Origin of the sequence: Massilia sp. Root351, assembly GCF_001425045.1 — a bacterium.
In the GTDB taxonomy this organism is placed as follows: domain Bacteria; phylum Pseudomonadota; class Gammaproteobacteria; order Burkholderiales; family Burkholderiaceae_D; genus Rugamonas.
Map to the genome: position 1 here is coordinate 646,085 of NZ_LMDJ01000023.1, position 20,131 is coordinate 666,215.

The 20,131-nt window shown below is 65.5% G+C and carries 17 protein-coding genes and 1 pseudogene; 10 read left to right on the top strand and 8 right to left on the bottom strand.

From position 1 onward, the window contains the following. Positions 1–127 precede the first annotated feature (127 nt). The gene (locus ASD15_RS19820; RefSeq protein ID WP_082551969.1) at positions 128–2,176 is read left to right on the top strand and encodes a GDSL-type esterase/lipase family protein; all 2,049 of its coding nucleotides are present in this window, start codon (positions 128–130) and stop codon (positions 2,174–2,176) included. Between the two features lie 63 nt (positions 2,177–2,239). Next, complete coding sequence (gene zwf / locus ASD15_RS19825) at positions 2,240–3,703, top strand: glucose-6-phosphate dehydrogenase (RefSeq protein ID WP_057156707.1); 1,464 nt, start codon at positions 2,240–2,242, stop codon at positions 3,701–3,703. 49 nt (positions 3,704–3,752) lie between these two features. Here the strand turns inward: zwf and ASD15_RS19830 are convergent, their stop codons facing one another. Next, positions 3,753–4,187 carry a DUF2177 family protein gene (locus tag ASD15_RS19830; protein WP_200954005.1) on the bottom strand — a complete coding sequence of 145 codons (435 nt, stop codon included), beginning with the start codon at positions 4,185–4,187 and terminating at the stop codon, positions 3,753–3,755. Between the two features lie 331 nt (positions 4,188–4,518). Between ASD15_RS19830 and ASD15_RS19835 the strand changes: the two genes are divergently transcribed. Then, entirely contained in the window at positions 4,519–7,443 is a 2,925-nt protein-coding gene (locus ASD15_RS19835) for a TIM-barrel domain-containing protein (RefSeq protein WP_057156709.1), read from the top strand. A 197-nt stretch (positions 7,444–7,640) separates the two neighbouring features. Further along, a complete protein-coding gene (locus ASD15_RS19840; RefSeq protein WP_057156710.1) occupies positions 7,641–8,555 on the top strand; it encodes a GntR family transcriptional regulator in 915 nt (304 codons plus the stop codon). Between the two features lie 7 nt (positions 8,556–8,562). Here ASD15_RS19840 and ASD15_RS19845 read toward each other — a convergent pair whose 3' ends face one another. From ASD15_RS19845 to ASD15_RS19870, 6 genes are all read right to left on the bottom strand, one after another. Further along, positions 8,563–9,327 carry an SDR family NAD(P)-dependent oxidoreductase gene (locus ASD15_RS19845; protein ID WP_057156711.1) on the bottom strand — a complete coding sequence of 255 codons (765 nt, stop codon included), beginning with the start codon at positions 9,325–9,327 and terminating at the stop codon, positions 8,563–8,565. After that, complete coding sequence (gene fucP, locus ASD15_RS19850) at positions 9,320–10,633, bottom strand: L-fucose:H+ symporter permease (RefSeq protein WP_057156712.1); 1,314 nt, start codon at positions 10,631–10,633, stop codon at positions 9,320–9,322. Before fucP ends, ASD15_RS19845 begins: the two co-directional genes overlap by 8 nt. A gap of 64 nt (positions 10,634–10,697) precedes the next feature. Further along, complete coding sequence (locus ASD15_RS19855; RefSeq protein ID WP_057156713.1) at positions 10,698–11,564, bottom strand: fumarylacetoacetate hydrolase family protein; 867 nt, start codon at positions 11,562–11,564, stop codon at positions 10,698–10,700. Between the two features lie 53 nt (positions 11,565–11,617). Next, on the bottom strand, positions 11,618–12,631 hold the full coding sequence (locus tag ASD15_RS19860; protein ID WP_057156714.1) for an aldo/keto reductase: 1,014 nt from the start codon (positions 12,629–12,631) through the stop codon (positions 11,618–11,620). 1 nt (position 12,632) lies between these two features. After that, positions 12,633–13,853, bottom strand: coding sequence for a UxaA family hydrolase (locus ASD15_RS19865; RefSeq protein WP_057156715.1), 1,221 nt, complete (start codon positions 13,851–13,853; stop codon positions 12,633–12,635). Then, on the bottom strand, positions 13,853–14,188 hold the full coding sequence (locus ASD15_RS19870; protein WP_057156716.1) for a UxaA family hydrolase: 336 nt from the start codon (positions 14,186–14,188) through the stop codon (positions 13,853–13,855). Before ASD15_RS19870 ends, ASD15_RS19865 begins: the two co-directional genes overlap by 1 nt. 212 nt (positions 14,189–14,400) lie before the next feature. On the opposite strand from ASD15_RS19870, the gene ASD15_RS19875 reads away from it, so the two are divergent. The 6 genes from ASD15_RS19875 (at position 14,401) to ASD15_RS33285 (ending at position 19,743) form a co-directional block, all read left to right on the top strand. Further along, complete coding sequence (locus tag ASD15_RS19875; RefSeq protein WP_057156798.1) at positions 14,401–15,411, top strand: zinc-binding alcohol dehydrogenase family protein; 1,011 nt, start codon at positions 14,401–14,403, stop codon at positions 15,409–15,411. After that, the gene (locus ASD15_RS19880) at positions 15,411–16,556 is read left to right on the top strand and encodes a D-mannonate oxidoreductase (RefSeq protein ID WP_057156717.1); all 1,146 of its coding nucleotides are present in this window, start codon (positions 15,411–15,413) and stop codon (positions 16,554–16,556) included. The genes ASD15_RS19875 and ASD15_RS19880 overlap by 1 nt, the downstream gene beginning before the upstream one ends. 88 nt (positions 16,557–16,644) lie before the next feature. After that, positions 16,645–17,487: an amidohydrolase gene (locus ASD15_RS19885; protein ID WP_057156799.1), complete on the top strand. Its 843-nt coding sequence runs from the start codon at positions 16,645–16,647 to the stop codon at positions 17,485–17,487. Then, positions 17,484–18,203, top strand: a complete 720-nt coding sequence (locus tag ASD15_RS19890) for a FadR/GntR family transcriptional regulator (protein WP_082551970.1) — start codon at positions 17,484–17,486, stop codon at positions 18,201–18,203. The genes ASD15_RS19885 and ASD15_RS19890 overlap by 4 nt, the downstream gene beginning before the upstream one ends. Before the next feature lie 182 nt (positions 18,204–18,385). Continuing rightward, a complete protein-coding gene (locus ASD15_RS19895) occupies positions 18,386–19,240 on the top strand; it encodes a hypothetical protein (protein WP_157201022.1) in 855 nt (284 codons plus the stop codon). 11 nt (positions 19,241–19,251) lie between these two features. Continuing rightward, on the top strand, positions 19,252–19,743 hold the full coding sequence (locus ASD15_RS33285) for a hypothetical protein (RefSeq protein WP_057156719.1): 492 nt from the start codon (positions 19,252–19,254) through the stop codon (positions 19,741–19,743). A gap of 66 nt (positions 19,744–19,809) precedes the next feature. On the opposite strand, the pseudogene ASD15_RS33855 reads toward ASD15_RS33285, so the two are convergent. Further along, a pseudogene (locus tag ASD15_RS33855) lies at positions 19,810–20,064 on the bottom strand (PrpF domain-containing protein); the annotation flags it as partial. Between the last annotated feature and the right edge of the window lie 67 nt (positions 20,065–20,131).

Genomic DNA, 20,131 nt, shown 5'->3' on the forward strand with positions numbered 1-20,131 from the left:
AATTGGTTGACCAGTTGCAGGCAAACGCCTACCATGGTCAGGCCAATTTTACTTGAGCCGGCCGCACAGCGGCCGGCCCGGGGCCGACGCCACGCTGCCCCCGCGGACTGATATCTCGACTGGAAATATGACGCTCACCTTGCACCCCGCCGCAATGCTGGCAGTTTCGCTATTGCTCTTCACGCTCCCCGGCCGGGCCCAGACCCCGGCCGGGCAGCACTACGACTTCACCAGCCAGCCGGCGCCGGGCGCGGTTGCCCTGCACGCCAAAACGCCCCCCTTGTACAGCACCGCCACCGGCTACGGCTTCGTCGGCCAAAGCGGTGCCTTGCCGGCCCGCGCCGTGCACACAGCGCCGATCCGGCACGAGCCCGAGGGCTATGTCATTACCGAGCCGGCCGTCGATCCCAACGCCGCAACCGACCACTACAACAATTTCGGCATGGTCTTCCGCGTCAAGGCCGCGCCGGGCGCCTACGCGATCCGGGTGCGCACAACAACCGGCGCGGCGGATGCCATCGTGTCGATCAGCGGCATGCAGACCAGCCGCCTGACCGCGCCGGTGTTCTGGGACGCAGCCGGCTTGATGCCCAACCATACCCGGATGACCGTGGCGGGGCGTGACTGGTCCTACCGCTACGTGAACGGGCGCGAGTTCATCGATATCGAGATTGAACCGAGGCGCGCCGGCGTGGCCGTGGGCTTGTCCGAAATCGTGCTGACGCCGATTCCGCCCCGGCAGCGCCCCGCCGCCACCCTGCCTGCGATCTTCACCCTGGGCGACTCGACCGTTAAGTCCTACACCTTCGACGAAGCGCCGATGAGCGGCTGGGGGCAGGTGTTGGACCAGCTGTTCGATCCCGGCAAAGTTCGCGTGATTAACTATTCGATGGGCGGCCGCTCCTTCCGCAGCGCCTACGCCGAAGGCCGCCTGAACGACCTGCTGCTGGCTGGCAGCATCGGCGACACCGTCATGGTCCAGTTCGGCCACAACGACGAAAGCACCGACGAGACGCGCCGCTTCGGCCGCGGTTCCAGCGAGGCGATGTATGAAGAGTTCATCCGCGCGGTCTACCTGCCTGCGATCCGCGCCCGGGGCATGCAGCCGGTGTTCGTCACGCCGATGTCGCGCGTGAACGGCAACCAGAAGCCCGGCGAACCTTACGCCGATTCCTTCAGCAAGCGCCGTTTCCCGGACCTGATGAGAAAGCTGGGCGCTGAACTGGGCGTGCCGGTGGTGGACCTCAATGCCCGCAGCGTGGCGTACTACAACGCCGCAGGACGCGAAGCCATCACCGCCATGGTCATGTCGATCGAGGCCGGCGAGACGCCGGGCAAAACCAACGACGGCAGCTACGCCAATGGCCATCCCGCCAACAAGATCGACGGCACGCACTTCAAGGAGGCTTTGTCGAAACAGTATGCGCGCATGGTGGCCACCGAGTTGGCGCGCCTTGCCGCGCAGGGCGATCCGGTGGCCGCAGGCATCACTTCCCAATTGAGTCCCAAAGTCCGCCATGCGCTGGCCGCAAACGACTGGTCCGCAGTGCATCCGGAAATCGCGAACGATATCGTCGCCGGCAGCGGCGCCTACTACCGCAACCAGGTTGAGAAGCTGATCCAGCTCGGCGCGTTCACCAAGGACACGCAGGGCAATTTCAGGCCGCAGGAGGCCATGCAGGCCAGGGAATTCGCTGCGGCGCTGGCCCTGCTGCTGCGCCTTCCCGCCGGCGCGGTAGCGGCGCCGCCGGAAGGCACGTTGACACGGGAAACGATGGGCGCGCTCCTGCTCGAAGCCTATCGCGCGAGGTTCGGCACGCAGTCCCTCGCCAGGCCGGCCTACATGACGGACTACAACGGCAAGACCATCGTTCCGGGCAGCCCCGGCTACGATCCGAACCTAGATAGCGGCGCACAGGGCGCGATGTACTACCCGCTCGTGCGCTGGGAGCAGTTGCAAGACACCGCCGACGTATCGGCGGCCAACGCGCAAACGCTCCGGGAAGCCTATGAACTGGGGCTGATGCGGTCCGAGAGCGGCATCGAGCGCGGCCGCATGCTCAATGGCCGCACGCTGGAGCCGGGAGCGCTCGTCACCCGCGCCAAGGCGGCCAAGGCCCTGTACTTCATGTGGGTTCTGGCGCAGCCGCCCAAGGCCGAGAATGACGCACGCTGAAGCGCGCCATGCTGCAAGGCTGGTATAGTTACTTCCCGTACCTACCATCCTCCAGCCAGATACATGACTTCGACCGTTCAATCTGATACCAGTCTGCCCCTCGACATGATTATTTTCGGAGGGATGGGCGACCTCGCAATGCGCAAGCTGCTGCCAGCGCTGTACATGGCCCACCTGCACGGCAACCTGCCGCCAGCGACCCGCATCATTTCCACCGGCCGCCAGGACTTCGGCCGCGAAGCCTACCTCGCCTTCGTCGAGGAGCATTCGCGCTCCTTTATCACTGGCGGCAACTTCACCGAAGAAGCGTGGGGCAGCTTCCTGCGCCTGCTCGAATTCGTCCGCCTGGACGTGCAGCAGGACGGCCTGGACGCGCTGGCAAGCGTTTCGCGCGCCGGCGCTGAGCGCGTGTTCTATCTGGCCACGGCCCCGTCGCTGTTCACCACCATTTGCGACAAGCTGGCCGCAGCGGGCCTGGTGGACCGCAACGCGCGCGTGGTGCTGGAAAAGCCGCTCGGCCGCGACCTGGCGTCCGCCGTTGAGATCAACGAGGCGGTGGGCAAGCATTTCGAAGAATCGCAGATCTACCGCATCGACCATTACCTGGGCAAGGAAACCGTACAGAACCTGATGGTCCTGCGCTTTGGCAACTCCATCCTGGAGCCGCTGTGGCGTGCGCCGAATATCTCCAGCGTCCAGATCACGGTAGCCGAGGAAGTGGGCGTGGGCAGCCGCGCGGGTTTCTACGACAGCACCGGCGCCATGCGGGACATGGTGCAGAACCACCTGCTGCAGCTGTTGTGCATCATCGCCATGGAGCCCCCCGCTTCGCTGGCCCCGGATGCCGTGCGCGACGAAAAGCTCAAGGTATTGCGCTCGCTGCGCCGTTTCAGCCTGGCCGGCATCGCGCGCGACACGGTGCGCGGCCAATATGTGCGCGGCGCCAACGGTAGCCAGGAAGTGCCAGGCTATTTGGAAGAGCCCAATGTCCCGGCCGGCAGCAGCACGGAAACCTTCGTGGCGCTGCGCACCTATGTCGACACCTGGCGCTGGTCCAAGGTACCGTTCTACCTGCGCACCGGCAAGCGCATGCAGAGCCGCTCGTCCAAGATCGTGGTGGAATTCGCCAACCCGCCATTCCCCCTGTTCCCCGAGAATCCGGGCGGGGTCGCCAACCGGCTGGTGATCGAACTGCAGCCGGACGAAGCGATCAAGCTGCAGGTCATGGCCAAGCAGCCAGGCAGCGGCATGCAGATGCAGCAGGTGGCGCTGAATCTGGACTTGCAGTCCGCCTTTTCGCAGCGGCGCGCCGAGGCGTACGAGCGGCTGCTGATCGACGTGGTGCGCGGACGCCTTACCCACTTCATGCGGCGTGACGAACTGGAAGCGGCGTGGGAATGGGTCGAGCCCATCATCAACGGCTGGGGCACCCTGGCCGAAAAGCCCTGCAAGTACGCTGCCGGCACCTGGGGCCCGTCCGAATCGTTCGCGCTGCTGGCGCGCGACGGGTTTGCCTGGGTCGAGTAGCGCATCGCAGCGCTGCCGCGGCCTAGCTGGGCCCCTTGCGCAGGTGGGGTCAGCCCCAGCGGCTGGCGGCCAGCCAGCCGGCGGCGGCGGCAATCGCAGTCAATAGCGCGCCCCAGCCGATATCGAGCAGCGACAGGCCAAGCGGCCATGCCTTGAGGATGGAGTAGTTGGTCAAGTCATAGGTGGCGTAGGCGATGAAGCCGAGCACCGCCCCGTGCAGGGCGGCCGTCTGCCAGCTCAGCGCCCGCAATCCAGGCGCGACCGCCAAAAACACGATGCCAGCCGCGTACACCAGGTAGAACGCCGCGGCGGCCATGAAGCGCGGCTGCGCCAGCATCAGATCCCCCAGCGCGGATTTGTAGGCCGGAGCCATGTAAAGTCCGATCCACAAGGCGTCGAGCGCCAGCATCGAGAGCAGCGTGCCGCCGTAGGCTAGCAGCCAGTGTTGCAAGCTGAATTCCTGAACTGGATCGGATGTGAGCATGAGTTATCCTCGGGTAGGCAACGAAGGTAGGCCCATGCTAGCAGGGCTGGCTGACGCGGTCGGTATGCCAAAGCACATTCAGGCCCCGCGCTGATGCCGCGACGGTAGCGGGAATCCCGCAACAAGGCGTTTTATTCAGGACGGTTTGTGATAGCATCTGCGTCGGTTCTTTATATATAGGGGACCGTCAGTTCCAATAAAAAAACAAGCACGACGGCGCTTGCTGGTGGTAAAGTCGTGTTATCGATATCAAATAAAATCAACCCCCGGGGTGCGTCCACGATTTTTGGAAGCCGTGCCGCCGCCGGTCCTCCAGAGACAAGGGAAACAGATGGGAAAAAATACTACGCTGCCGGCGCTCGCGCTAGTCACCGCGCTGGCATCGGCAACTGCGGCAGCGGCACCAACTCCTCCGGCCGGCCTCGACGCCAATGGACACATGGCTGCCACCGCCGGAACACCCTCCGCCACGCCATTCGGCTACAGCTTGATCGAGCACGGCGTACAGGTCCGGGTGGGTAACGTGACCAAGAACGTGATCTTTTATGGCCCCAGGACGGTGCGCGTGAACGCCACGCTGGGCGAGAATTTCTGGCGCCATGCAAGCCTGGTTGTGACGCGCAAGCCAGCCGCCGTCGCCTTCAAGACGCGCGACAGCGCCGGTAGCCTCACGCTGGAAAGCAAACAGCTTCACATCGTCATCGACAAGTCGACTGGCGCCCTGACCTTCAAGGACGCCACCGGCAAACTCTACACACAGGAAAACCAGGCCGCGCCGCAAACGCTGAAGAAGATCGCCGTGTCCGGTGCACCGACCTACGAGGCCAGCAACAGCTTCACGCTCAAGCCCGAGGAAGCCATCTATGGTTTCGGCTTCACAGGCGAAGGCGAGATCAATCGCCGCAACAAGGAACTGCTGCTGGTGCAGACCAACATCGGAATCATCATCCCGGTCATGGTGTCGTCCGAACGCTACGGCATCCTGTGGGACAGCTACTCCAAGATGCGCTTCAAGGACTCGTCCGAAGGCGCCTCCCTGTGGGCGGAAAGCGCGCCGGGCGGCGTGGACTACTACTTCATGGCGGGCGACACGCTGGACCAGGTGGTGGCCGGCTACCGTGACCTGACCGGCGCCGCGCCGATGTATCCAAAACAGGCCTTCGGCCTGTTCATGAGCAAGGAGCGCTACGAAACGCAGGCCCGCCTGCTGGAAGTGGCGCAAACCTTCCGCAAGGAACAGTTCCCGCTCGACTATATCGTGCAGGACTGGCAGTACTGGGGCGGCGACAAGGACGGCAGCTGGAGCGGCATGACCTGGAACCCTGAGCGCTTCCCCGATCCCAAGCGTCTGACCACGTCGCTGCATGACATGAACCTCAAGCTGATGGTGTCCATCTGGCCGTCGATCGGCAATGACACTGCGCTGGGCAAAGAACTCGACCAGCACGGCCTGCGCTTTGAACCGCTGCACTGGATTTCGAAAAAGGCCCGCATCTACGATGCCTTTAGCCCAGAGGGCAGGAAGATCTACTTCAAGCACATCAAGCAGGGCCTGCTCGACGCCGGAGTGGACGCGCTGTGGATGGACGGCACCGAGGTGGAAGTGGGTACGGCGGTCCATGACGCCGGTGAGACCGAACGCGACATCAAGGGACTCGGCAACAATGCCATGGGCGACTTCACCCGCTACCTGAATCCCTACTCCCTGATGACCACCATGGGCACTTACGAGGGACAACGGGCTAGCGGCAAGCAGCGCGTCCTTACCTTGACCCGCTCGGCCTGGGCCGGCGCGCAAAAGACGGCGGCCACTTCCTGGTCCGGCGATACGCGGGCCAGCTGGAAGACCTTGCAGGAACAGATCAACGGCGGCGTCAACGTCACCATCACCGGCAATCCATACTGGACCCAGGACAGCGGCGGCTTCTTCGTCTCGGACTTCCCGGGCGGCGAAAAGAACGCCTCGTACCGCGAACTGTATGCCCGCTGGCTGCAGTACGGCGCCTTCAATCCGCTAATGCGCATCCACGGCACCAACATCGAGCGCGAGCCCTACATCTTCAAGCAATCGGACCCCGAGATGTACAAGGCGCTGCGCGACGCGGTGCACCTGCGCTACCGGCTGCTGCCCTATATTTACAGCCTGAGCTGGAAAGTCACCAACGACGGCTACACGATGATGCGCGCCTTGCCGATGGATTTCCCGGACGACCGCAAGGTCCACAACATCAACGACGCTTTCCAGTTCGGGCCTTCGTTCCTGGTCCACCCTGTCGCCCGTCAGATGTACAGGATTCCGCCGCCGCCCGCCACCACCATCCCGGCTACCGCACTGCGCACCCCGGACGGCAAACCGGGCCTGGCCGGGCAGTACTTCGAAGGCACGCGCTTCGAGTCGCCAAAGGGCCGCACCGTCGACGCCACCATCGACTTCCAGTGGCCGGGACCGCCCTTGGCGGACATTCCCGGCGATTTGAAAAGCCTGGAGAACTTCTCCGCGCGCTGGACCGGCAATATCGTGGCGCCCGAAGACGGCGAATACGACCTGGGCGTGGAAGGCGACGACGGCTTCCGCCTGTTCATCGACGGCAAGCTGGCGGTGGACGACTGGAACACCGGCGGCAGGCGCTACGTGGGCACGAAAGTCACGCTGAAGCAGGGCCAGAGCCTGCCCGTGACGCTGGAGTACTTCCAGGGCCTGTCGGACCGCAACTTGCGCCTGGCCTGGCGTACCCCGTCGCAGATTGCCGGCGCGGCCAACACCGCCGGCGTGCCGGACACCAGCATGCAGACCTACCTGCCCGCCGGCGGCGACTGGTACGACTTCTGGACGCACCAGCGCTTCGGCGGCGGCCAGACCGTGACCAGGGAAGTGCCGCTCGACGTGTTCCCGCTCTACGTGCGTGCCGGCGCCATCGTGCCGATGGGGCCCGTGGTCCAGTACGCAACCGAGCGCGCCGATGCGCCGCACGAGATCCGCATTTACCCCGGCGCCAGCGGCAAGTTCACCGTCTACGAAGACGACAACGAAACCTACGCCTACGAGAAGGGGCAGTACGCAACGTATGAGCTGGTGTGGAACGACGCAGCCAGGTCGCTGACGGTTGGCGCCCGCAAGGGAACCTACCCGGGCCTGGTCAAGTCGCGCAAGCTGAACCTGGTCCTGGTCGGCCCCGGCAACGCCACGGCAATCGAACCGGCGGCCGCCACCAGGTCGGTCACCTATTCGGGCCAGCCGCTGACGGTGAAGTTCTAGCCGCCTGGCGGTTCAAGCCGCGTGCAGCAGCGGACGCGCGGCATGGCCCGCAGCGGCCATTGTGCTTCCGCAGTGTATTCACGCAGTGTATTCAATCTATAATGTACAACCCATTCACAAGCCCGGGCGCGCCCCGGGCTTGGAGGTAAAATAGTGTTTCGTTTCCTATCCGCCGCCCTGGCGCCCACACCGAATAAATGGCCAAGCTTCCTATCACGACACGGCGCAGCATCAACCTGCTTCTGGATCACGCCGCCGAGCAGCTGAACATTGGCGACCCCTTGCCCACGGAAATGCGGATGACGGAAATCGTGGCCAGCAGCCGCACGGCCGTACGCAGCGCGCTGGCATACCTGGCCGAGCACGGACTGATCGCGGGCATGAAGCAGCGCTATCTGCTGCGCAAGCCCAGGCCTGACGATTACTTCGACGTATCCGAACTGCACAGCGCCACCGAGAAACTGCAGCAGGTACTGATGGAACGCATCTACGAGCGCGACCTGCCGCCGGGCGCGGAGTTCACCGAGGTGGAGCTGTCGCGCGCGGCAGGCGTGAGCACCATCGCCGTGCGCGAATTCCTGATCGGCTTCTCGCGCAACGGGCTGATCGAAAAGAACCCGCGCGGCGGCTGGCGGCTGTGCGCCTTCGACACGAAGTACGCGCAGGAACTGGGCGATGTGCGCGAAATGTTCGAATTGAAGGCGATCGAACGTATTGCCGGCCTGGCGCCGGACGACCCGGTGTTTGCCCGCCTGCGCGAGCTGCTGGCGCGCCACGAAGCGCTGGGCAAGCTGCCGGCCGAGAACCACGCGGAATTTCCCGACCTTGACAGGGAGTTCCATACTTTCCTCATCGGGCTGCTGGACAATCGCTTCGCCGAGGGCCTGAACGACGCCGTCTCGATGGTGTACCACTACCATTACCAATGGGACAAGCGCGACGAGATTCCGCGCAACCAGTACGCGCTGCAGGAGCATTTGGCCATCCTGCGCCCGCTCACCAAGGGCGACGTACCGGCCGCCATGGCTGCCATGCGCAGCCACCTGAACTCATCGCGCGCCACCATGCTGAGCGCGCTGCGCAAGCGGGAACACCAGGCACACCAGGCTTAATTGGGGATCAGGCGTTCAGCGTAATGAAGCCGCCGTCGATCGGATAGTCGCTGCCGGTGATGAATGCGGCCTCGTCGCTGCACAGGTACAGCGCCAGCGCCGCCACTTCCTCGGGCCGCGCCATCCTGCCGATCGGCTGGGTCTTCGACAAGCGCTCGAACATCTCCGCCTCCTGGCCCGGATAGTTGCGGGCCAGGAAACCGTCGACGAAGGGCGTGTGCACGCGTCCGGGCGAGATCGAATTGCAGCGTATCCCTTCCTGAACGTAGTCCTTGGCCACCGACAGCGTCATGGCCATCACGGCGCCCTTGGCGGCTGAGTACGCAAATCGTTCGGGTACCGCCACCCATGCAGCCACCGACGCCATGTTGATGATCACGCCGCCGCCGTTTTCCTTCAGGCGCGGAATGGCCGCGTGCAGGCAGTTGTAGGCGCCCTTCACGTTGACGCCGATCACCCGGTCGAAGTCCTCCTCGCCGGTATTGTCCGCCTTGCCGACGTGCGCCACGCCGGCGTTGTTGATCAGGATACCGACCGGTCCTATCGCCGCAAAGCTGGCGTGAACATCGGCCTGCCGGGTCACGTCGCAAGCGTGCGCGCTGGCCTGGCCGCCCTGCTCCCGAATCTCGCGCACCACCTGGGCGCACGCGGCCTCGCCGATATCGAGTATATGCACGGTTGCGCCCCGGCGCGCGAACAGCATGGCAGTCGCCTTGCCTATGCCGCTGCCCCCGCCGGTGATGACTGCCGTTTTTCCTGTCAATTCAAACATGTGCGATGCTCCCGGTTGAAGTGGCGGCTGCCGCAGGATGCACTTCCTGCAGCACGGTGCGCGCGAACCATGCAATCACGAGGAAGCACAGCAGCGGCGCCGCATAGCCGTATTGAAGATTGTGGGTGGCGTCGCTGATGACGCCGAACAGCAGCGGCAGCACGGCCCCGCCCACGATGGACATGATGATCAGGCTGCTGCCCATCTCGGTGTCGGGCCCCGCGTTGCTGATACCGAGCGAGAAGATGGTGGGGAACATGATGGACATGAAGTAGGCAATGCCGATCACCGCCGCCAGGCTGGCAAGGCCGCCAGCGAACATCGCCACCGCGCACAGCGCCACGCTGGCCAGCGCGTAGGCCAGCAGCAGGCGCGCCGGCGCCACGTACTTCATCAGGCAGGTGCCGGCAAAGCGCCCCACCACGAACGCGGTGCCGCAGCCCCAGCCCAGGTAATCCGCCGCCACAACCTGGCTGACGCCGGCCGCCTTGGACGCGTACAAGATGAAGAAGCTGAACACGCAGACTTGCGCCCCCACGTAGAAGAACTGGGCGATGACGGCGCGCCGGATCTGCGGCCGCTGCAGCGCGCGCAGGATGGCGCCCTTCGGCGGCAAGCCAGGCTGGGCGTGGCCGGCGCCGGCGGCCACGCCGACGGCGGGCAGTTTGAGGAAGAAGAACACCACCGCGATGGCAATGATCACCAGCGCAATCGCCAGGTACGGCCCCTTGACACTGGCCGCTTCCGCCGCCAGCACCGCCTGGCGCATACTTTCCGGCATCGCCTGCAGTTGTTCGTCGCTGGCGCCGTCCACCAGGATCAGGCGGGCGCCGGCGATGGGCGCCAGCGTGGCGGCCAGGCCGTTGAACGACTGCGCCAGGTTGAGGCGCTGGGTCGCCCGCTCGGGGCGGCCCAGCAAAGTGACGTAGGGATTGGCGGCCGTCTCCAGCACCGTCAGCCCGCACGCGATGATGAACAGCGCCCCCAGGAAGTACAAGTAGCGGTGCGTATCGGCTGCGGGGATGAACAGCAGCGCACCGGCGGCGAACAGGGCCAGGCCGCACAGCATGGTGTTCTTGTAGCCGGCCTTGCGTATCATCAGGCCGGCGGGCAGCGCCATCAGGAAATAGGCGATGAACACGGCCGAATCCACCAGCGCCGCCTGCAGCACGGTGAGGCTGAACGATTTCCTCAGATGGGGAATCAGTATCGGGTCGAGATTATGGACAAAGCCCCACATGAAAAACAGCGAGGTGATCATCACGAAGGCAACCTGGTAGGTTTGCCGCTGGGTCGGTTCGGTCATGCCTGGGTGTCTCCCCTGTTCCAATGCTACGCGGCGCCTTGTGTTTTTTTGCGCGCCGTGCCTGTCAACCGTCGATCAACTCCGGATTCCAGGCGTGGACGGTCTGGTTTTGCTGGCCGAGGCCATCGATGCCCAGCGTAATCCGGTCGCCCGGGCGCAGGTAGACCGGCTCAGGCTTCTGTCCCAGGCCAACGCCGGGCGGCGTGCCGGTGCTGATCACATCGCCGGGGTTGAGCGTCATGAAGCGGCTGATGTAGCTGACCAGGTGGGCCACCGTAAACACCATGGTGCGGGTATTGCCGGTTTGGTAGCGCTTGCCGTTCACGTCCAGCCACATGCCCAGGTTCTGCGGATCGGGCACCTCGTCGGCGGTGACCAGCCACGGCCCGACCGGCCCGAACGTATCGCAGCCCTTGCCCTTGTCCCACTGCCCGCCGCGCTCAAGCTGGTACTCGCGCTCGGACAAGTCGTTGACCACGCAGTAGCCGGCCACATGATCGAGCGCGTCGTCGATCTCCACGTAGCGCGCGCGGGTGCCGATCACCACCCCCAGTTCCACTTCCCAGTCGCTCTTGAGCGAACCGCGCGGCAGCACTACCGGGTCGTTGCAGCCGACGATGGCGCTGGTGGCCTTGGTAAACAGCACCGGCTCGGAGGGCACCTCCATGCCGGATTCGGCCGCATGGTCGGAATAGTTCAGGCCCACGCAGATCAACTTGCCGATGTCGGCCACCACGGGCGCGAAGCGGACCGGCTGCGCCACTTGCGGCAAGCGGGCGGGATCGACCGAAGCCAGGCGGTCCAGGCTGGCCCTGCCGAGGTGCGCCGAGGTCAGGTCCGGCAGCACGCCGGACAGATCGCGCAGCATGCCGCCGGCGTCGATCAGGCCGGGTTTCTCGTTGCCCTTGGGGCCGAAGCGTAGCAATTTCATTTGAGTCCTTTATACGTCTTGTCGAAACAGGCTAAAGCGAAGAAAAGCGGATATCACGCGCCCAGCGGTATGGGCGCGCGGCGGTCGATCAGGCCGCGCGTGGCCAGCGCGTCCCACAGCGCCGCGGGCAGCGGGCGCGCGAACCACGCCGCGTTCTGGCGCAGCTGCACCGCGCTTTGCGCGCCGGGAATGCAGGACACCACCGCCGGGTGGGCCATGGGGAACTGCAAGGCGGCAGCCTGCAGCGGCACGCCGGCTTGCGTGCAAACCGCCGCGATCTCATCCACCCGGTCGACGATGTGGGCCGGCGCGTCTTCATAGTTGAACTTCCTGGTTCCGGCCAGGATGCCGGAATTGAACGGGCCGCCGATCACAATGCCGACACCGCGCTGCGCGCAGCGGTCCAGCAGCGGCTCCAGCGCTACCTGTTCCAGCAAGGTGTAGCGCCCGGCCAGCAGCGCGCAGTCCAGGTCGCACATGTCCATCGCCGCGGCCACCGCCTCCCATTCGTTGACGCCCAGGCCGATGGCGCCCACGCAGCCCTCCGCGCGCAACTGCTCGAGCGCGCGGAAGCCGCCGCCGCGCGTCAGCTGCTGCCAGTAGCGCGCGTTCAGCTCGCCGTGCGTGGCGCGGCCGATGTCGTGAACATAAAGAATATCGACGCGGTCCATGCCCAGGCGCTGCAGGCTGTCCTCGTGCGAACGCATGACGCCGTCATAGCTGTAGTCGAAATGCGGGCGGAACGGCAACGGATCGGCCCAGCCGGATTCACCGGGCCGCACGCCGGCGTCGGGCAGCATCAGGCGCCCGACTTTGGTGCTGATCACGTAGCTGCCGCGTGGCCGCGCGCGCAGCGCAGCGCCAACGCGGCGCTCGGACAGCGTGTAGCCGTAGTATGGCGCGGTGTCGAAATAGCGGATGCCGAGCTCCCACGCGGCATCGACGATGGAGTGCGCTTCCCCCTCGCCGACGGCCTGGTACAGCCCGCCGAGCTGGGCGCAGCCCAGTCCCAGGCTGCTTAGCGTGATGGCGCGGCGCGGCAGCTTGCGCAGGTCGCTCGCCTCCATGTCAGGCCGCTTTCAACGGAAAGCACTCGGGACCGGACGCCTCGAACTGCTTGTACGTGAGGATGAATTCCTGGTGACCCAGCGCCTCCGAACAGCTTTGTTCGCCGTTGGCCACCCGCGCCACCAGTTCCACGATCTCGGCGCCGACCTGCTCCAGCGTCGCCTCGCCGGCCAGGATGCGGCCTGCGTTGACGTCCATGTCCTCGGACAGGTGCTGGAAGGTGGCCGGGTTGGCGCACACCTTGATCACCGGCGAGATAGCCGAGCCGACCACCGAGCCGCGCCCGGTGGTGAACAGCGTGACGTGGGCGCCGCAGGCGATCAGTTCCACGATTTCAGCATTGTCGGCAATGTTCGGGAAACCGAACCGTACCTCGCCGTCCGGCACCACATCCAGCAGGTACAGGCCTCCGCCCCCGGGCTGGTCGCCCGGTCTCAGGACGCCGCTGATGGGCGAGGCGCCGCTCTTGGCGTAGGCCCCCAGCGACTTTTCCTCCTGCGTCGTCAGGCCGCCGTCCGCATTGCCGGGGGCGAAGCTGCCGTGGCCCAGCACGGTGTAATAGTGCGCAGCCTTGTTCACGCAGGAGACGATGGCGTCGCCCAGCTCCGGCGTGGCGGCGCGCCGCTTCATGTGGAATTCGCAGCCCACCAGCTCCCCGGTCTCTTCGAAGATGCAGGCCGCGCCGGCGGCAACCAGCCGGTCGAAGGCGACGCCGACGGCGGGATTGGCCGTGATGCCGCTGGTGCTGTCCGATCCGCCGCAGATGGTGGCCACCACCAGCTCATCGACACCCATCGGGACACGCTGCTGCAGTGCCAGCGACTCGCGCGCCCAGCGCACCCACTCGATGCCGTCGGCCACGCTGGTGCGGGTACCGCCGTTCTGCTGGATGGTAATGGTGTGCACCGGCCTGCCGCTAGCCGCCGCCGCCTCTTCCAGGCCGCGCCGGTTGAAACTCTCGCAGCCCAGCGACACGATCAGCGCGGCGCCCACGTTGGGATGCGTGACCAGGCGCTTCATCATGCGGTCGGCATAGTCGTTCGGGTAGCATCCGGGGAAGCCGATCAGGTGTACCTCCTGGCCGGGAAAAGCGTTGACGATCAGCCGCGCCACGTGGTGCGCGCATTCGACGGTATAGGCCACGGCGACAACGTTGCGGATGCCCTTGCGGCCATCGGCGCGCGGGAAGCCCGACAGTGCGGGCATGCAGGCCGTAGGCATCAATGGATGCTCCCGATAAAGGAATGGGCGTCCGACGCCAGGGTGTAAGTGGGAATGTAGTCGCTGGCCAGGTTATGCGTGTGCAGCATGGCGCCCGGCGCCACGTCGGCCGTAACGGTGCCAATGATGGCGCCGTAACGCAGTACCTTGTCGCCGGTCTTGAGCGCGCGGCGCGCGACCTTGTAACCAAGCGGGATGGATTCCGGCAGCACGACGGACGCGCCGTCGATCTGCAGCGCCTCGCCCGCCTCCAGCGGCGTGCGGGCGATCAGGCAATTGTCGTCGGGCGACATTAATAGCAGGCGTGGCGCGGCTGGCGCCGGGTTGCTTGTCATACGTGCTTCCTTCCGGGTTGGTGCGGTCTTCGATCAGGAGGGCCCCGTCTGTTTTTAATATATCCCAAACCTTCGCGCTGGTGGGTGTCCCGATTCAAAATAATCAAAAACATAATTGGAACAGCAGATTTTATGGTGAAATGTTTTCCATATATGCGGTACACTGGCGACATCCCATACCTCATGCTCACATCCTACCGAGAAGTCCCATGATGAAAACCGTTGTATGCCGGGCCCCAGGCGAACTGGAACTGGTGGAGCGCCCGCTACCGCACGCGGGCGCAGGCGAGGTGTTGCTGCGCGTGCGCCGCGTTGGCCTGTGCGGCACCGACATGCATATCTTCCGGGGCACCCAGCCTTTCTTGCAGTACCCGCGCGTGATGGGCCATGAGCTGTCCGGCGAAGTGGTGAGCGCGCCGGATGACAGCGGCCTGGCGCCGGGCGACACGGTCTTCGTGATGCCCTACCTGTCCTGCGGCACGTGCGTAGCCTGCCGCCAGGGCAAGACCAATTGCTGCACCAATATCCAGGTGCTGGGCGTGCACCGCGACGGCGGCATGGCCGAGTATCTGGCGCTGCCTGAACGTTATGTCTTCAAGACCGGCGGCATCTCCCTCGATGACGCAGCCATGCTGGAATTCCTTGCCATCGGCGCCCACGCGGTCCGCCGCGGCGGCGTGCGGCCCGGCCAGAAAGTGCTGGTGGTGGGCGCTGGCCCCATCGGCATCGCGGCCTCCCTGTTCGCCCGGCTCAAGGGCGGCCAGGTGACGGTGCTTGATGCGCGCGAGGACCGGCTCGCGTTCTGCCGCAGCGCGCTCGGCATCGGACAAACGGTGCAGGTGGCTGCGGACGACAAGGCACGCCTGTCGGAGCTGACCGGCGGCGAGTTCTTCGACGTGGTATTCGACGCCACCGGCAACGTTAAGGCCATGGAGCGCGGCCTGGAGTTCGTGGCGCACGGCGGCACCTATGTGCTGGTGTCCATCGTTCCGGACCGCATTTCCTTTGCCGACCCCGAATTCCACAAGCGCGAAACCAGCCTGCTGGGCAGCCGCAACGCCACCGCCGAGGACTTCAGCGAAGTGCTGGCGGCGATGCAAGCGGGCTTGGTGCCCACCGGGCTGATGAACACCCACCGCACCACCCTGTCCGGATTCGTGGACGCGCTGCCGCAGTGGATGGACCCTGCCGCCGGCGTCATCAAAGCCATCGTGGAGGTCTGATGGCTTCCCCCATTCTGCAATTCGGCACCAGCCGCTTCCTGCAGGCGCACGTGGACCTGTTCGTCCACCAGGCATTGGCACAGGACCAGGCACTGGGCCGCATTACCGTGGTGCAGACCACCGCCAGCTCCCAAAGCGCGCAGCGGGTGGCCGCTTTCAACGCGCCGGACGGCTATCCGGTGCGCATCCGCGGCATCGAGGACGGCGCGCCAGTCGAGCAGGAGCACCGCGTTACCGCGATCGAAGCCGGCCTGCACGCGGACCTGGACTGGCCGGCCATCCGCGAACTGGCCGCCACCTCCGTTAGGGTGATCGTGTCGAACACGGGCGACCGGGGCTATGAACTTTGCCCCGGAGACGGGCCGGCACTGCTGGACGCGGCAACCGCGCCGCGCAGCTTCCCCGCCAAGCTGCTGGTGCTGCTATACCAGCGCTTCCTGCGCGGCGCGGCACCCGTCACGCTCTACCCTTGCGAGCTGGTGGCCAACAACGGCAGCGTGCTGCGCGCCGTGGTGCGCAAGCTGGCGCTCGCATGGCAGCTGGACAGCGGCTTCATCGTCTACTTGAGCACGGGTTGCGTATGGATCAATTCGCTGGTGGACCGCATCGTGTCCGAAGCGATAGCGCCGGCCGGCGCGGTCGCCGAGCCATACGCCATCTGGGTGATCGAAGCCCAGAAGAAGATGGTGCTGCCGTGCACTCATCCGCAGATTATCGTGACGGACAAGCTGGAACCGTACGAGCGGCGCAAGCTGTTCCTGCTGAACCTGGGCCACACTTTCCTGGCCGAGCAATGGCTGCAATACCAGCGCCACAAGGACGAGACAGTGCTGCAGGCCATGTCCGCGCCGAAGCTGCGCGCCGAGCTCGAAGCGCTGTGGGAAGAGGAGGTGCTGCCCGTGTTCGACGCGCTGGACGAGGCCGAGCCAGCCCGGAGCTACCTGGCGCAGGTGCGCGACCGCCTCTGCAATCCCTTCCTGGCGCACCGGCTGGCGGACATCGCCCAGAACCACGAAGAGAAAAAGCGCCGCCGCCTGCTGCCCGTGGTGGCGCTGGCCAATGCACTGCAGTTGCCGCTGCCGCAACCGCGCCTGCGCGCGGCGCTGCGGCTGGCGGCGGCGCGCACCGCTGCCCAGACGGCATGAGCGGCGCATCCTCTCCGCTGGGGCCATGCATGCGAGCCGCGACCCTGACGGCGCACCGTTGCGCCATCATTCCATTGAAGGCCACGCCATGAAGCGGATCGACGCCCACCAGCACTTCTGGCAGCTGGCCGCGCGCGCCGGCGCATGGCCGCCGCCGGAACTCGCCCCCATCTACCGCGATTTCGCGCCGGACCAGCTGGCCAGCCTGCTGAAGCAGCATGGCGTCGCCGCCACCGTGCTGGTGCAATCCATGCCGGACGAAGCGGACACCCGATTCATGCTGGACCTGGCGGACCGCCACGAGTTCATCGCCGCCGTAGTCGGCTGGGTCGACTTGAAGTCCAGCGCCGCGCCTGCGCGCATCGCCGCCCTGGCCGCCCACCCCAAACTGCGCGGCCTGAGGCCCATGCTGCAGGATCTGGACGACGACGGCTGGATCGACGACGCCGCATTGGCGCCGGCGGTGGACGCCATGCTGCGCCACGGCCTGCGCTTGGACGCGCTGGTGCTGCCGCGCCATTTGGCGCCGCTGCTGGCCTTTGCGCGCCGCCACCCTGCCCTGCCCATCGTCATCGACCACATCGCCAAACCAGCCATGGGTGGCGCTCCGGACGCACAGTGGATGCGAGACATGGAGCGCCTCGCAGCCGAACCGCAGTTGGCATGCAAGCTGTCCGGCATGGTCACCGAGGCCGGCCCCGGCTGGACGGTGGAGCGGCTGATGCCGTATGCGCACCATGTGCTGCAGGTCTTCGGGCCGGAGCGCGTGATGTGGGGCAGCGACTGGCCGGTGGTCAGGCTGGCAGGCGACTACACGGCCTGGCTGGAGGCCAGCGAAGTGCTGCTGGCGCACCTGCCTCCTGCGCAGCGGGAGGCGGTGTTTGGCCTGAACGCGATGCGCTTTTACGGCATGGAACAAGGAGCGGCATGAAGGACTTCCATATACAAGCGGCCCTTGCGCCCGAGGCGGCGCGCCCGGCCGAGACCCGCATGTACCGGGCGGTGGCAGGCCGCATTCAAGAACTGATTCGCGAACAGCAGCTGGAACCCGGCGCGCGCCTGCCGTCAGAGAGGGAACTCGCCACGTCGCTGCGGGTCAGCCGCGCATCCCTGCGCGAAGGGCTGATCGCGCTGGAACTGGGCGGCGTGGTCGAGGTGCGCGGAGGCTCCGGCGTGTACGTCAGCCGGCAGCCGGCATCGCCGGACGAGGTGCCGGAAGCCGGGCCCGGCCCGTTCGAGGTGCTGTCCGCCCGCAGCGCGATCGAGACCGAGGTGGCGGCGCTCGCCGCAAAGAACGCGTCCCCCGCAGCTGTGCAGGCCATTCTTGCGGCGCTGCTGGAAATGGAGCGCAGCCACGAAGACCGCGCCAGCAACGAACTGGCGGACCGCAGTTTTCATTCCGCCATCGCGCAAGCGACCGGCAACGCGGCGCTGGCCGGCGTGATCGACTACCTTTGGCAGCAGCGCAACAGCCTGTGGCACCGCCTGAAAGAGCATTACCGGACCGAGGCGCTGCGCATGTCGACCTTGCAGGATCACCGTGCGATATACGACGCCATCGCCGCGCGCGACGGCGCGGGCGCCCGCAGCGCCATGCGGCAGCACCTGGAACGGGTGACCCGCACCTTTGCCGGCGGCAGCGCCTGACCGCCAATGCCGGCGCCGGCGCCGCTGCGGAAATACCACGCGAATTCCCCACACGATAGTTGTAAATTGCAGTATTCTTTTCGACAATTTACCACTCACGCGTCGCTCGCCCTTTGAAAGGAACTGCCTTGTTCCACTCACCTTCAACACGCGCGCCCTCCACGGCGCGCTGCATCCACACTTTGCTTGCCGGCCTGTGCGCCCTTTTGCTTTCCGGCTGCGCCAACCTCGGCGCGGTCCAGGAGTTCGCGAAGACGTCGGCCGACAGCGCCGCGTACACCCAGCTGACGGACGAATACGTCAACAGCCCGGAAACCAGCAAGCTCTACACACTGGAAAACGACGCCGGTGAGCGAGCCAGGCTGGACACCCTGGCGGCTGAACGCAAGCCGCAGGCGGCCAGGCTGATGCTCATGCACCAGGCCCTCGCAGGCTACATGGCCGCCGTCGGCGATCTCGCGGCGGACGATCTTACCGAGGCCGACACACAACTGGATGGCATGTTCGACGCCGCGGTGAAGGCGAATTACGTCGATGAAACGACGGGGGCACCGCTGCGCAGCATCGGCAAAATCCTGGCCGAGGCGGCGATGAACGGCTACCGGCAACGCGAACTGAACAAGGTGATCGCGGCCGCGAACGCGCCACTGCAGCAGCTCATTGCGCACCAGCTGGCGCTCATGGAAGGCTATGGCCAGTCGCTCGCCAACGAGCGCGCCATGCAGATCCGGCACCAGCGCGTGCTGCACGCCATGGCACGCGACAAGGGCCGCGAACCGGTGGCGGCCGAACTGATCTGGGAACGCAGCAACCTCACCGCCATGCAATTCGCCCAGCGCGAAAAGGCTGTGCCGAAATACCTGGAAACCTTGAAACAGATCGCAGCGGGACACCAGGCACTGTACGACAACCGCGACAATCTGTCGAACAAGGAAGTGGCAGCGCAAATCAAGCGCTACACCAAGCGGATCCGGGCAGCGCTCAAGGCTGCGCGCACGCCCAGCGATGCCGCCGCGCCGGCCGCCGCCAAACCATAAAGGAATCCGCCATGACCACCACTACCCTGACGGCGCAGCACGCGCTGGAACTGGCGCGCAGCTTCCGGGAAACATCGACCGCGCTGGGCGACTATCTGTACGCGCCGGCCAACTGGCCGTCGCTGCCGGAAGGCGAACGCGACACGCTGCGCTCCCTCGAAGTCACTTTGCTCAATGTGGCGACCGATCTGGTCACCCAGGCTGTGGGCAAGGTACTCGACGAGGCCCAGCAAAGCGTGGACGACTTGCTGGCTGTGACCAGACAGGCCAGGGACGCGATCAAGCGCATCGATGATGTGAAAGCAGGCATCGCTATCGCCACCGCGCTGATCGGCCTCGCGGCGGCGATCTCGGCCGGAAGCGCCGGTGCGATATTCGGCGCGTTCAAGCTGGTCAAGGACACCATGGGGACTAAGCCGGCGAAGACGGGCAAGGAAAACGCCGAGGTCAAGAAAAAGGCGGCCGAGCCTGCAGCCGTCAAGGTCAAGAAGATCAAAAAATAAGCTAAGAGATCCCAACAACAACCGTAAACCATGCGGGCGCAACAGCTCAGGCCACCTGCACAGCAGCGCCAGCTTGGGCAACACCTTGGCGGTGGCGTCGCCCATTCCCATCAGCCTTGCCGCTTGCACACGCCGCTGCTCCAGGCGCGCCAGCGGCGCCGCGTCGGCGCCCAGATCGGCCTTGCTTTCGTGGCCAGTTTGGCCGAACGAAGCGGCGCCAATCAGCACCATGGGCGTGCACTGTAGAGCAAGCTGGCAACGGGCAGGCAACAGCAACCGGCATCTGCCGGTTTTTTTTTCGCGGGCCGAACGAGGTTGCATTACAACGCTTGAGTCAAATCATTCAGCCGTCCGGTGATTTTCATATATAGCAAACAATAGCTACTTC